This is a genomic window from Viridibacillus soli (genome assembly GCF_016612995.1).
In the GTDB taxonomy this organism is placed as follows: domain Bacteria; phylum Bacillota; class Bacilli; order Bacillales_A; family Planococcaceae; genus Viridibacillus; species Viridibacillus soli.
This window is the reverse complement of sequence record NZ_JAEOAH010000037.1, coordinates 20,151-33,963: the sequence shown is the minus strand read 5'-3', so window position 1 is coordinate 33,963 and position 13,813 is coordinate 20,151. Positions and strand designations below refer to the sequence as shown.

The 13,813-nt window shown below is 34.8% G+C and carries 13 protein-coding genes and 1 riboswitch; of the genes, 9 read left to right on the top strand and 4 right to left on the bottom strand.

Going from position 1 to position 13,813, the window contains the following annotated elements:
• Positions 1-2: 2 nt before the first annotated feature.
• A complete protein-coding gene (locus JFL43_RS17785; protein ID WP_200750073.1) occupies positions 3-893 on the top strand; it encodes a LysR family transcriptional regulator in 891 nt (296 codons plus the stop codon).
• 69 nt (positions 894-962) lie between these two features.
• On the opposite strand, the gene guaC is transcribed toward JFL43_RS17785, so the two are convergent.
• Positions 963-1,946: a GMP reductase gene (gene guaC / locus JFL43_RS17780; RefSeq protein ID WP_200750072.1), complete on the bottom strand. Its 984-nt coding sequence runs from the start codon at positions 1,944-1,946 to the stop codon at positions 963-965.
• Between the two features lie 667 nt (positions 1,947-2,613).
• On the opposite strand from guaC, the gene JFL43_RS17775 reads away from it, so the two are divergent.
• The 5 genes from JFL43_RS17775 (at position 2,614) to JFL43_RS17755 (ending at position 7,453) form a co-directional block, all read left to right on the top strand.
• On the top strand, positions 2,614-2,805 hold the full coding sequence (locus tag JFL43_RS17775; protein ID WP_100795325.1) for a hypothetical protein: 192 nt from the start codon (positions 2,614-2,616) through the stop codon (positions 2,803-2,805).
• A 347-nt stretch (positions 2,806-3,152) separates the two neighbouring features.
• A complete protein-coding gene (locus JFL43_RS17770) occupies positions 3,153-4,604 on the top strand; it encodes a hypothetical protein (protein WP_200750071.1) in 1,452 nt (483 codons plus the stop codon).
• A gap of 119 nt (positions 4,605-4,723) precedes the next feature.
• Positions 4,724-4,905, top strand: a riboswitch (Lysine riboswitch).
• Positions 4,906-5,039: 134 nt separating this feature from the next.
• The gene (locus tag JFL43_RS17765; protein WP_200750070.1) at positions 5,040-5,888 is read left to right on the top strand and encodes a transporter substrate-binding domain-containing protein; all 849 of its coding nucleotides are present in this window, start codon (positions 5,040-5,042) and stop codon (positions 5,886-5,888) included.
• Between the two features lie 63 nt (positions 5,889-5,951).
• Positions 5,952-6,695 (top strand): amino acid ABC transporter permease, encoded by a 744-nt coding sequence (locus JFL43_RS17760; protein WP_200750069.1) that lies wholly within the window; start codon positions 5,952-5,954, stop codon positions 6,693-6,695.
• A gap of 23 nt (positions 6,696-6,718) precedes the next feature.
• Positions 6,719-7,453: an amino acid ABC transporter ATP-binding protein gene (locus JFL43_RS17755; protein ID WP_200750068.1), complete on the top strand. Its 735-nt coding sequence runs from the start codon at positions 6,719-6,721 to the stop codon at positions 7,451-7,453.
• Between the two features lie 59 nt (positions 7,454-7,512).
• Here the strand turns inward: JFL43_RS17755 and JFL43_RS17750 are convergent, their stop codons facing one another.
• Positions 7,513-8,403, bottom strand: coding sequence for a LysR family transcriptional regulator (locus JFL43_RS17750; RefSeq protein WP_200750067.1), 891 nt, complete (start codon positions 8,401-8,403; stop codon positions 7,513-7,515).
• 117 nt (positions 8,404-8,520) lie between these two features.
• Between JFL43_RS17750 and JFL43_RS17745 the strand changes: the two genes are divergently transcribed.
• The 3 genes from JFL43_RS17745 to JFL43_RS17735 all read left to right on the top strand — a co-directional run bounded on the left by JFL43_RS17745 (position 8,521) and on the right by JFL43_RS17735 (position 11,202).
• Positions 8,521-9,522 (top strand): YeiH family protein, encoded by a 1,002-nt coding sequence (locus tag JFL43_RS17745; protein WP_200750066.1) that lies wholly within the window; start codon positions 8,521-8,523, stop codon positions 9,520-9,522.
• A 762-nt stretch (positions 9,523-10,284) separates the two neighbouring features.
• Positions 10,285-10,485 (top strand): hypothetical protein, encoded by a 201-nt coding sequence (locus JFL43_RS17740; protein ID WP_200750065.1) that lies wholly within the window; start codon positions 10,285-10,287, stop codon positions 10,483-10,485.
• A 90-nt stretch (positions 10,486-10,575) separates the two neighbouring features.
• On the top strand, positions 10,576-11,202 hold the full coding sequence (locus JFL43_RS17735) for a hypothetical protein (protein ID WP_200750064.1): 627 nt from the start codon (positions 10,576-10,578) through the stop codon (positions 11,200-11,202).
• Between the two features lie 590 nt (positions 11,203-11,792).
• Here the strand turns inward: JFL43_RS17735 and JFL43_RS17730 are convergent.
• Both JFL43_RS17730 and JFL43_RS17725 read right to left on the bottom strand, forming a co-directional pair.
• The gene (locus JFL43_RS17730; RefSeq protein WP_100795307.1) at positions 11,793-12,800 is read right to left on the bottom strand and encodes a FecCD family ABC transporter permease; all 1,008 of its coding nucleotides are present in this window, start codon (positions 12,798-12,800) and stop codon (positions 11,793-11,795) included.
• Positions 12,797-13,807, bottom strand: coding sequence for a FecCD family ABC transporter permease (locus JFL43_RS17725; RefSeq protein ID WP_200750063.1), 1,011 nt, complete (start codon positions 13,805-13,807; stop codon positions 12,797-12,799). Before JFL43_RS17725 ends, JFL43_RS17730 begins: the two co-directional genes overlap by 4 nt.
• Between the last annotated feature and the right edge of the window lie 6 nt (positions 13,808-13,813).

Sequence of the window (13,813 nt, the reverse complement as noted above, 5' to 3'; positions counted from 1 at the left end):
ATATGGTGAGTAAATTAGATTTATATAAAGTATTTTGTAAAGTAGGAAAAAGCTCGAGCTTTTCTAAAGCAGCAAAAGACCTCTACATGACGCAGCCAGCTGTTAGTCAAGCAATTATGCAATTGGAGAAAGAATTAGATATACGCCTCTTTAATCGAACGCCTAAAGGGGTCACTTTAACATATGAAGGTAGTCTGTTATTTGAATATGCTAACTCGGCTATTAACTTACTTCATGTTGGAGAAGAGAAGATTTTAGAATTTAAGGATTTAACGACAGGGGAGTTAAAGATAGGTGTAGGGGATACAATTTCGAGGTACTTTCTACTTCCTTATTTAGAGGCTTTTCATAATAAATACCCGAATATTAAATTTAAAATTATTAATGGTACAACGTTAGAGCTTTGTGCTGTATTGAAGTCAGGGGAAGTCGATATTGCAATTTGCAATTTCCCACTTGATGACCCGACATTGGAACTCAGATCATGTAGTGATGTTCATGATATTTTTGTTTGTGGGGCGAAGTATAAGAATGCAATTATAGAGCCGCTAAGTTTTGATGAAATAGTGAGTCTGCCATTAATATTACTTGAGCAACAATCGATATCGAGAAAATATGTAGATGATTATTTGATGACTAAAGGTGTTAAAATTTCACCCGAATTTGAATTAGGTTCACATGATTTATTATTAGAATTTGCGAAGATAAATTTAGGCATAGCGTGTGTGACGAAAGAATTTTCTCAAGAGTATTTAAATAAAGGTGTTTTATATGAAGTCCCTTTAATAGAAGAAATACCGAAAAGAAGTATAGGTGTATGCTTTTTAAAAAGTGTGCCACTATCACCAGCTTCAACAAAATTTGTTGAGATATTAGAAAATAAGCAACTGTAAATTTGCTGAATGAATATACGAAAACCCCGCCAGGAAAATTCTCTGACGAGGTTTTTTATATTTAAGTTCTTAGTATGTTTTATCACCATTAAAGATTGAGTTTTTAACGATTACATAATCTACTGTACGAATGGCATCTAGTTTTTTACCACCAGCGTATGAAATTGATGATTGAAGGTCTTGCTGCATTTCGATTAAAGTGTCTTTTAGAGCACCTTTATGTTCTACATGCATTTTTTTACCTTCGACGTTTTTCTTTTCGCCTTTTTGGAATTCAGAAGCTGAACCAAAGTATTCTTTGTAAAGCTGGCCGTCTTTTTCTATTGTTTGACCTGGAGATTCTTCATGTCCAGCGAATAATGAGCCAATCATAACCATAGATGCACCAAAGCGTACTGATTTAGCAATATCACCATGTGTACGAATCCCACCGTCAGCGATAATCGGTTTAGTAGCAGCTTTTGCGCACCAACGTAGAGCAGCTAATTGCCAGCCACCAGTACCAAAGCCAGTTTTAATCTTCGTAATACATACTTTACCTGGTCCAATCCCCACTTTAGTAGCGTCAGCACCAGCATTTTCTAATTCTCTAACAGCTTCGGGTGTCCCAACGTTACCTGCAATGACAAAGCTTTCAGGCAAGTGTTTTTTTATATGTTGTACCATATTGATCACTGCATTAGAATGACCATGTGCAATATCAATTGTGATGAATTCAGGGATTACCTTTTCAGCAGCTAATTGTTCAATGAAAGCGTATTCTTCTTCTTTAACACCAACGCTAATAGAAGCGATAAGGCTATGTGAATGCATATCTTTGATGAAAGTGGATCTTTTTTCTGGTTCAAAACGATGCATAATGTAGAAATAACCATTTTCAGCTAATTGAATTGCCACTTTTTCATCTATAATTGTCTGCATATTAGCAGGTACGACTGGCAACTTAAATGTATGTCCACCTAAATCTACAGTTGTATCACATTCAGCTCGACTATTTACTATACATTTTGCTGGAACTAATTGAATATCTTCGTAATCAAATACATTATCCATAAAATACACTCCTAAAACCGAATATTAATTAATAGTATAAATAAAATGTTCGTCTTTTAGTAATTTACCTCATTTCCAGTAAGATGTCAAAGTATATTGATGTTGGAGTTGAATTCATCATTTTGACTTACATGTATTTCATTGTAGAGAACAATAGGATACCTTAAAAAATAAATCAAAATACATTTTTATTAAATAAAACTTTTCTTATTTTCATTGCATCTAAGGAATAAGTGAAGAAGGGGCAAGAAGTTTGGACACTCTCAAATTAATTAGAAAAGCATAATAAGGGCTTCTTCCTCACGTATCAAGTTATTTCTATTTATCTCTAAACAATTATTTAACATTTGAAGAAAAACAATTACTTGTGCAATATTATAAATTACAAGATAACCAGCCTATATATAAATTTGTTGATGAAAAAGGAATATATATTCCAATTATTATAGGTAGAGGTATAGGGGGAATATAAAAATAAGCAGTTAACGATTAAAACAAAAAGACTTATCTTATATTATAGATTTAGAAAATCATCACTACTCTCATTAACCGTCACTTAATTTACTGTGAAAAGTAAGTTATGCTTTAGATTCAATCGTTATAGAGTGCTGCAATTAGTGGTATACTGAATCAATAGATTAAACATCTGAAAGGAGATGAAAATCTTTTGAAATACAGCAAATCACAGATGCAGAAGTTGATTAATGAAAATAAAGAACTGCATCAAAAATTCAAAGAGCTGAAAAAGTCGATGGGTCTTGAGAAAAACTATGCAATGAAGGCTTTATATCATGCAGAAGTTACAGATGGCGGCCCTTATCAAAGAGCTTATCAAGAATTAGATGACCCTAAATACTAAGTACATTTGGTGAGCAATTTATAGATGTATTTTTGAATATTGTTCAAGTAACAAAAGACTAAAGAAAAAATACAATATCTTCAACGATGGAAATTTTAGATGAGAGTCAAGTCATGCTATGAAGGAAATTATGAAGGAACTATTTACTAAATAATAGGGTAATGACGGAAAAAGGGCTACTTAAATGTGGGTCTTTTTTCTTTATTTTCCGTTTTTTTCATATAAACCAGGAGAATATAAAAATACCTAGTCGTTTTTTTTAGAGAATGCTTTATTTGATAGTAATTCAGTGCTTAAGAAGTTAATATTATAGTAACAATAATACATTTCTTGAAAGGGAGCATCGTATGATAGAACTAGCAATGAAGTTGAAGAAGTATTTAATTGGGCAGCCTTCTATTGTGATTAAAGAGGATGAATTAATGGAAGATATCATTGAAATTGTGGATGCACATAATGATGTCAATTACGGTTATATTGAAGTGTCTGAAGACAAAGAGCTTACAACCGTTAACATTGATTTTGATGAATTAATGGAGAATAGCGATATTGAGCAAGAAGAGCTGAAAGAACTTGAAATCGATGAAATTTTACATATTACAGATTCGTTTGTGAAGGATTTCGGACGTGAAGTAGTACAATTGAGCAAATTGATTGAAATTGGTGAGGGCGAATATTTAGTGATTTATGAAGTAATGGATAAAAAGCTGAAACTCCCTTTACCTAATTCAGGTGCTGTTATTGAAATCAATCAGTATGGCACTGTTACATCAGCTACTTTATTCCAAGAATATTATCAGCTTACTTATCCAAAGGTAGAAGTAACAGAGGATGAAGCAAGAGGGGTTTTATGTAAGGAAACATTAGTTGCGTTAGGAATCGAAGAAAATGACGAGCAAGGGGAATTTGAATTAGTATATCAACCAATTCGTGATTATATGGGCGTTACTGTTGATGGAAAAGTTCAAAGAGCGAGTGTGCTTTTCAAAGACACAGAACTGGAACAATTCACAGTGCCCCCAGTTGAAGTGACGACCACATTACCAAAACTTTTAGGTGCTACAGATCAATATGTGTTACGTGAAGAAGATGGTAATTTGTTTTGGTACGTAGCGGAAGATTTGGATGATGAAGGTGACGATGCAAAAGCGGTAATCGAAGTGCTACATTTCGATGATGAAGGCGCTAGCTATGAATCGAATGTGGGATGGGATACAGAATCGAAAGAAGAATTGGCCTTCGCGAAGTTGAAAGAAAACGCTCTGCAATTTTTAGAAATTATTGCTGGGGATATTCATGATAAATATAAACTTGAAGATCAAGTTGTATTTAGTGAAGATATGGAAGAATTCGAAGCCGATGAAGATGATTTCTTCGATGAAGATGAGTACGATGATGAGGGTGAACATGAAGAGGAGTATGAAGAAGAGCCGACGACAATGTTTACATTCATCCCTTACTTCAAAGAATACAAATTAGAGGCCTACACTATCCTTATTGAAGTAGGCGTTCATACGGGAATTATTCGATCATGTCTATATAGTATCTTAGATATAGATTCCATCCGCGAGATTAATACAACACCAACGATTACATTGGCAGAAGCAGATGCTATTTATAAAAAAGACCTACAAATGAAGCTTGCACGTTTTGAAAAAACTGATGAAGATGATGATGAAGTGACAATTTACAGCTTAAATTACTTCATTGATTTTTCGGGTGAAAGTGGTGCAATTGAGAAAATCAATGCCACTACAGGAGAAATTACGTACATTCAATCAGACATTATTAGAGGGTAATAATTAGTTGTAAGAAATTCTGTATTATTCAGATTATTTCACCAAAGGGTTATTGACAGTGAAAGTTTGTTGATGTAGACTGTGTACAATGATAATTGAATACGACCTCACTTTCTATTGGGTGAGGTAGAGGCGCGATATCTATTAGTCTATAGTGGAGCTTGAGAAACTATGAAGCTATAGAGAAGGAGATATCGCCGAAGTTTGTAATACACTCGATGTTACTTGCTGGGTCTGTAGTTAATAACTGCAGGACTGTCTCAATGAACGTCCTAGTTCGTTGAGTTGAGCTATCTCATTTAGGGATAAGTAGAGGATTTAGGCTAATATACAAAGCGACCTAAGTTCATCTTAGGCCGCGTTTTTTATACGTATATTAGCCTTTTTTAGTCTTAATAAGAAAAAAATGGATATTACCTAAGGGGGAGAAATATTATGAAAAGAACATGGGCAATTTTTTCAAGCATGATGCTACTAGCAATTTTATTACTAGCTAGTTGTGGATCTAAAGATTCAGATACAGGTAAATCTACTACAGGCGGAAAGAAAAAAGAAACATTCACAATTGGTATGGAAGCAGGTTATCCTCCGTTTAACTGGACACAAAAAGATGATTCCAATGGCGCAGTGAAAATTGCAGGTAATGCAGAATATGCTGGCGGTTATGATCTTGAGGTTGCAAAACGTGTTGCAGATTCTTTAGGTAAAGAATTAGTCATTGTGAAAACAGAATGGGATGGTCTTGTACCTTCATTAACTTCAGGCAAAATTGATGCAATTATGGCGGGTATGTCACCAACTGCTGAACGTAAAAAAACAATTGATTTCACTGATAACTACTACACATCTAATTATGTAATGGTTGTTAAAAAAGGTAGTAAATACGAGAAAGCTACTTCAATCCAAGATTTTAGTGGTGCCAAAGTTACAGGTCAATTGAATACAACACACTACAAAGTAATTGATCAAATTACAGGTGTTAAAAAACAAACGGCAATGGATAACTTCCCTGCAATGCGTGTAGCACTTGAATCGGGTGTAATTGACGGCTATGTATCTGAGCGCCCAGAAGGAATCAGTTCTTCAGCTGCAAATGATAAATTTGTAATGGTCGAATTTACAGATGGGTTTAAAGCATCAGAGGAAGATACTGCAATTGCTGTAGGTGTTAAAAAAGATAGTGATTTAAAAGATAAAATTAATAAAATTTTAAAAGGTATCTCTGAAGAAGAACGTACCAAAATCATGGATGCAGCGATTAAAAACCAACCAGCTGCAAAATAATGTATGACGGATACCGGTTGCATACAAAGTACCCGGTATTATTGCTTTTGAAGGAGGAACAGCATGAGTATTGATTGGATTATTAGCATTGTAACGGACAACTGGGAGATGTTCCTTCGCGGGGCATGGATGACATTATTAGTTGCTATTGTCGGTACAATTTTTGGTGCTCTTATTGGATTGTTAATTGGTGTTATTAATACGATTCCCAAGCCAGATCGTGGTATAAAGAGATTTTTCTTGAAGTTTATTAATGCAATACTAGCAATCTATGTGGAATTTTTCCGAGGAACACCAATGATTGTACAGGCAATGGTGATCTACTATGGTTCTGCTCAAGCATTTGATTTAGATTTGAATCGTACTTTTGCAGCAATTTTAGTTGTTTCTATTAATACGGGCGCTTATATGACAGAAATTGTCCGTGGGGGCATTGTAAGTGTTGAGAAAGGTCAATTTGAAGCGGCTCAAGCTATTGGGATGAATCACTGGAAAACGATGATTCATGTTGTGTTACCACAAGTTGCGCGTAATATTTTACCAGCAACAGGTAACCAGTTTGTTATGAATATTAAAGATTCATCTGTATTGAACGTAATTAGTGTAACTGAGTTATATTTCCAAACAAAATCGATTGCAGGAAATAATTTCCGATACTTTGAATCGTTCTTTGTCGCATGTGTTTTATATTTAATCATGACGATTACTATATCACGCATTTTACGTTATTTTGAAAAACGATTAGATGGTCCACAAAACTATCAGATGATGGATGATTTAACGCAAATAGAAGGTAAAAAATCATGATTGCGAGCAAAGGAGACAAACTTATGAAAAAAGTAATTGAAATACAACATCTAAGCAAATCCTTTGGCACTCATGAAGTACTAAAAGACATCGATTTCTCCGTAAATAAAGGGGAAGTTGTCTGTGTCATCGGCTCTTCTGGATCGGGTAAATCTACGCTTCTTCGTTGTATTAACTTATTAGAAACGCCAAGCGGTGGGCAGATTATTTATCAAGGTGAGAATATTCTAGATAATAAACATAATATTAATAGTTATCGTACAAAACTGGGGATGGTATTCCAATCTTTTAACTTGTTTAATAACTTTGATGTGTTAACGAACTGTTTAGTGGGACAGACGAAGGTTTTAAAACGCTCTAAAGGTGAAGCTGAGAAAGTGGCGATGAAATACTTGAAGGTTGTAGGGATGGATCGTTATGTGAATGCGAAGCCGCGCCAATTATCAGGAGGTCAAAAACAACGTGTAGCTATTGCTAGAGCGTTGTCTATGGAGCCGGATGTTATGCTTTTTGATGAGCCTACTTCCGCCCTTGATCCAGAAATGGTAGGAGAAGTATTAAAAGTTATGAAAGAATTAGCGGAGACTGGTCTTACGATGTTAATCGTGACACATGAAATGGAATTTGCACGAGAAGTTTCAGACCGTGTTGTTTTCATGGATAAAGGGGTAATTGTTGAAGAAGGTTCACCAGAGCAAATCTTCAATAATCCGCAAAACGAACGTACAAAGGCATTTTTGAAGCGTACGTTAAAATAATAAGGGTATTGAATAAGAGCCGTTTCCTACATCATTTAGTTGATGTAAGAAACGGCTTTTTATATGGAATAATTCTTTTCGATTTCTTTGATGAACATAGCTGTATTCTTTTTGTTGCTCATAATAGGTGAATAGATATAAGAAAAACGACGTTTAAATGTATGGTCTTCCAATTGAATAGTGGCCAACGTCTGCTGTTTTACTTCCCTCTCAATGACGTTTTTAGATAGCAGTGTAAGTCCGTCAATTCCTTGTATCATAGATTCCTTTAAAGCTTGATTACTACTTATAGATAGAAGTGATTTTATTTTTATACCGTTAGAGCGCAGTACATGTAGTAAATAATTACGTGTACCTGAGCCTTCTTCACGTGTTAGCCAAGTTTGATTTTGTAAGTCTTGAATCGTAACGTGCTTTTGATGGGCAAGTGTATGCTCAGGGGATGCAACTAATAATAACTCATCTTCCATAAAGGGTTCTAACATTAATTCTTTATCTGTTGTTTGACCTTCGATTAAGCCGATATCTACTTTTAGTAAACGTACAGATTCTACGATTTCATCTGTATTGCCGATGAACATCTCTAAATCAAGTTCGGGGTATTGCTGTTGTAAATCGACGAGTAACGATGGCAAAATATATTCCCCGATTGTAAAGCTTGCTCCAATGACAAGTTTGCCCTTAATCTCATTTTGAAGTGATAGAATATCCAGTTTTGTTTGTTCATATATAGCTAGCATTTGTTGAGCACGATCATATAGCATTTCACCAGAAGGGGTAATTTTAACTGATTTAGGCGAACGCAAAAAGAGTTGTGTACTAAATTCAGCTTCTAAGTTTTTAATATGTAAACTGACGCTAGGTTGAGAAATATGCAAGAATTCGGCAGTTTTTGTGAAATTCTTTATATCCGCTAAAGCAACAAATGTTCTTAAAGCATCATAATACATGGGAGGCCTCCTCTTATTATTAGAAATACTAATAATAATAATTATTTATATGTATTTTACTGATTATTATTTCTCCAGTAAAGTTTAGGTACAAACAAAATTAAATGGGGTAAAAAAATGAGGAAAATAATAAACATTCTACCTGGATTGATATCTTGCATTATTGTTGCCCTTATTGGAATGGTATTTGGTCGTTTTTTTCCAAGCTTAGGTAGTGGATTATTTGCTATTTTAATAGGAATTCTGGTCGGTAATTTAAAATTTGGCTCTAAAACAATACTAAGACCAGGAATAAAGTTTTCTGAAAGTAAACTGCTATATTATTCAATTATCTTATTGGGTGCAACGTTAACGTTTAATTCTTTATTTAATATTGGCATAACAGGCATATCTTATATTCTTATTCAAATGGCTGGAACAATTGCTTTTGTCATATGGTTAGGGAAAAAAATGAGTTTTGGTGAAGATTTTCGGTTATTGATGGCGAGCGGTAATGCTGTTTGTGGGTCTTCTGCAATTGCTTCAACCGCGCCAGCTATCAATGCAAAAACGCCAGATATGGCTGTATCCATAACAATTGTAAATTTATTGGGTACGGTTATGATGGTTCTTTTACCTGTTATCACAAGTACAGTTTTTCATAATAACGTTCTGCCTTCCTCAGCTCTAATAGGTGGGACATTGCAATCTGTAGGGCAAGTTGTTGCCAGTGGAAGCATTATTGGTGAGGCTGTGAAAGATCAGGCAGAAATTTTTAAAATTAGCCGAATCATTTTCTTAGTGTTAGTTGTTTTTGTTCTAAAACGTATAAAAATGGCAAATCAAGAAGCTCGAGAAGCTACTAAAGAAAAATTCAGTATGGGGTCAATTGTCCCTTGGTATGTTGCTGGCTTTCTATTATTGTGCGTAATCAATAGTGTTTTTTTATTTCCAACATCAATTACACATCCGATAAAAGTTTTTGGGAACTATTTGGAGATCATTGCACTTGCGGGTATTGGTATGAGTGTTAATGTAAAAGATTTAACACAGAATGGATGGAAATTATCCGGATATGCAGGTGGTATTGGTCTATTCCAAATTATTTTCGCTTTAATCCTAATATTTATTTTGCTTTAACTTGATTCAGAAGAAGTACCCCACTTCTATAAGTGATGAGATGAATGCAACAAATGTATACAATTCAGTGGGCCAAATCTAAGTTTATGCCCCGGCGGATCCCACAGGTTTTTAAGGGAATTCATCGAGCAAGCTCGATGAAATCTGGACGTAATGATTTTTTACAACGAAAGTAAAGCGTCTAATATAAGGGTGAGAGAATAAATTCTTATCCGATGCTGACTACAACACCTAATGGATTAATGAGCTCACTTCATCATTGTATGCCTGTGATTTTACCTTAAAACAAGTATGAAACATGGCCTAATGCTAGAGAGTAAGATATACAAATGCTTCGCTCATTGTTAGTTCCACATCCTGCTTCTGATATGGAAGCATATGCAAATGGCCCGATTTCGACGACACAAGCGTACAGAGTACTATAGAAGGCTGCAGAAGCACTTGGACGGGATGATATTGGCACGCATACGATGCGCAAGACGTTTGGGTATCACAGCAGTTATTTAATCATTCTGCACCAACGATTACCATGAAGTATATAGGTGTGACGGAAGATGCGGTAGATACGACAATGGAGGATTTTTATTTGTAAATTTCATGAAAAAGAGGGAGTTATCATTATGTTTTATGTAAATAGTGTTATTAATACATAAATTTAATATAATTACCTATCAATTTACGTATTTTTGCTATAACATAGTTTAAGAGTATTTTTTGTTGGTTAATTTATAGTTGTTATAACTTAAGAGGTGATTATTTTTAATGAATAAAATAAAAAAATTTTTTTTGGATAATTTAAGAAAAGTAATAGCTATTGTTGTTTATTTTGTTTGTATATTTATTTTACTTTTTAATACTAGGGAAGATTTAAATCTAATTACAAATATAATTTTTGCTTTATTTTTTACTGGACTTTTTGTTTTTTTAAACATGTTAATGAAGGAAAGAAAAACAAAAAAATAATTTTTTTGTTTTAATAACAATTTTCTATATATAAAAAATTGCTAAATAAACAATAAATGTTGATTTTGAAAGTGACACAAGGAGGAATAAATGATGAAATTTGCTAATAATATGCTATTTAAATTAAGTATGGTGGTTTCTATTGTCATGCTTTCATTTTTTAGTGTTTTTGCTGGAACAACTAAAGCTTTAGAAAATGAAAATGTTTCAGAAGAGGTTGCTTTACTTGCGATATCTTTAAATTTAATTTTTGAAAAAGGAATAGTTACTGATGAAAAAGGATATACACTTGGATATGATAAAGAGATTTTTGAAAACGAATTGAAAGACCATGAAGGTTATGAAGAAATTATTCAGCAGATGGAAGATGCGGATGTATTTGTTGATAAGAATGAATTAAACTCTACTAAAGTTCCAAAAATTGCACCTAGAGCAGTAGGTTGCGGATGGTATTTAATGAAAGATAAACCTGAATATTTATCAGCTAGTAACAAGTGTATATCTGAAGGATTAAAAGCAGCTTATGGTCCAGTAACAGTAGTTTCTACAATAGCGAATGCGATTTTTGATAAAGAATTTACTTTTGCAGCTAAAAAATTATTAGCACTAGGTGTACGCTCTAATTTGGCTGGAGTTGTTGCAACAATGGTTATGATTCAGATGGATTGTGCTAAGAAAATGGACAAGAAGTTCCCAGGAAAAAGTAATTGTTATTAATAAAAATATATTAAAATTGCAACGGTAAGCGCAAGGAATTGACGCTTGTGAATAATCTGCACCCTCTTATATCTTTCCAACTCCATATTATCCGAGAATCAGAGAAATTAGTTAGAGAAAGTAATATTTGGCTAGTTTGATTACTATTCATACGATAGAAAATTGATTTTAATAAAATTAAAAGGAAATAAATGTCGGATGGTTAATTCTATAACAATTAAACCGGGAGGACATAGGGCAATTAACTTTTTAGTTAGTGGTTCGCCTACGTGGTTTGATAATAGTACTCGAATAAAATTAAATTTCAAATATGATGCTAGAAATTATATAGGAGATGCTCAGGCACCATATCATTTTGATTTTTATAAAAAATAGATTCAAATATAAGTAAAGGAGTATAGAAATTCACTATACTCCTTTTGTCTCTTTTATAAAGAATAATCATCATAGAGTACACTTGCACGATAACCAAGTAGATGGGCAGTAAATAGTTTATTTAGTTTCATGGATGCTGATTAGTTGGACTTTAATTTAACTAACCGCACCCAATAAATTAAAAGCGGGAGTATTCAGGGTTTTTAAATTTAAGTTTACTTCTTAAACAGCAGGTATATGAAGTACGGGGCGCCAATTAGTGATACGATAATGCCTGCTGGAATGCTACTTGAGCTTAGAACATTGCGACCTATAGTGTCTGCAAGCAGTAATAGCCAACCGCCCGTTAAGATGGCGACCGGTATGAATAGTTGATTTCTCGGACCTACTAATGCTTTTGCAATATGAGGTGACAAAAGGCCAATGAAGGCAATACCACCAGTTACTGAAACTGCAGATGCAGCTAATGCAACAGCAGTCAAAAGGAGAACAATACGCTCTTTTTCAAGCGATACACCAACTCCAATTGCAACAGGTTCACTTAAGTTTAGCAAGTTCAGCTTATTCGCTTTAAATAAAGTAAATGGAATAAGTAGTGCAAGCCAAGGTAAAATTGCCCAAACAAAAGGCCAGTCAGTTCCCCAAATATTACCCGCAAGCCATTTGGCGATAAAGTCAACTTTCGTGCGCTCCGCTGATGAAATAAGGACGATCATTACACCAGAAAGCGCCATGGAAAAGCCAATCCCAACTAATACTAAACGTACCGGTTGTAGCCCCTCTTTTTTGCTATAAGAGAAAGCATATATTAACCCCGCAGTTAGTAAAGCGCCTAAAAAAGCCACTGCAGGCAACGCATAGACAAACGTTCCAACATCAACAGGGAAAAATAAAAAGAAAATAGCTACGCCAACTCCAGCGCCAGCATTAATCCCGATTATCCCTGGATCTGCTAAGTCATTGCGTGTAATACTTTGTAAAATAGAACCAGATAAGGCAAGCGCCATACCCGCTAAAACTGTTATAAGAATACGAGGTAATCGGATTGAAAAGAGTACAAACTCTTCTTTAAAAGTACCGTTACCAAGAAGGGTAGGAATGATGCGGTCGAATGTAACAGAAGATGCGCCCATGCCTAAACCTATAATAAATGTAGCCATAATTAAAGCACATAGTACAAATATGATTATCCTTTGTCTTCTAATCAAATAAGGTGCAATCATGAGAATACTTTGCCCCCTCTACGAACAATGATTAAAAAGAACGGTAGTCCTAAAACAGCAATAATAGCAGCAATAGGCGTTTCATAAGGTGCGTTAATTGTACGCCCAACTGTATCAGCTAACAGCATAAAGGAAGCCCCTGTGATTGCTGACATAGGAATAACGAGACGATAATCCGTACCGACAATGGCACGCACGATGTGAGGTACCATTAAACCGATGAAGGCCATATTCCCTACAAGTGCCACTGATGTTCCAACTAAAATGATAATGATGAAAAATAAAATGATTTTTACACGCATTGTATTTTGTCCTAAGCCAACTGCTACTTCTTCACTTAAACTTAGTAAGGTGAGCTGTCTTGAGAGAAGCAGCGCTACAATTAGACCTACAATAATAATAGGTGTAATTAGCTGTAGCTGACTCCATGCAGTGCCGACAAGGCCCCCAGCCGTCCACATAGAAACGTTTTTTGAAATTTTAAAGTATAAGGATACCCCGTCAGCTATTGCATAAAGGAATGCAGAGACTGCAGTTCCGGTTAACACCATTCGCAGTGGAGAAAATCCACCTCTTTTTAACATGCCGATTCCAAATACTAAAACAGCCCCAATTGCGGCACCTATGAAACAAGCAATCATAATACCAAAATAGTTTATGGATGGTAGAAGAGCAAAGGTGATGGCTAGAGCGGCATTTGCTCCAGCAGTTAGTCCAAGTAATCCAGGATCTGCTAATGGATTGCGTGTCATGCCTTGCATAATAGCACCCGCAACAGAAAGGGCGGCACCAACAAAAATGGCGCCGACCTCCCTTGGTAAACGGATTTCTCGAATCATCGTAATGGTATCACTCGCTGAATCTGAAGTAATAGCTAGCCATACTTCTCTTACAGAAGTATTTGCAGCACCGAATACCATAGCTACTGTAAATATACAGATCAGAACGATAATTCCTACTATGAATTTAATAACAAACGGTATGGATTGTTGTTTTTCTTTTGTCATAGTTAA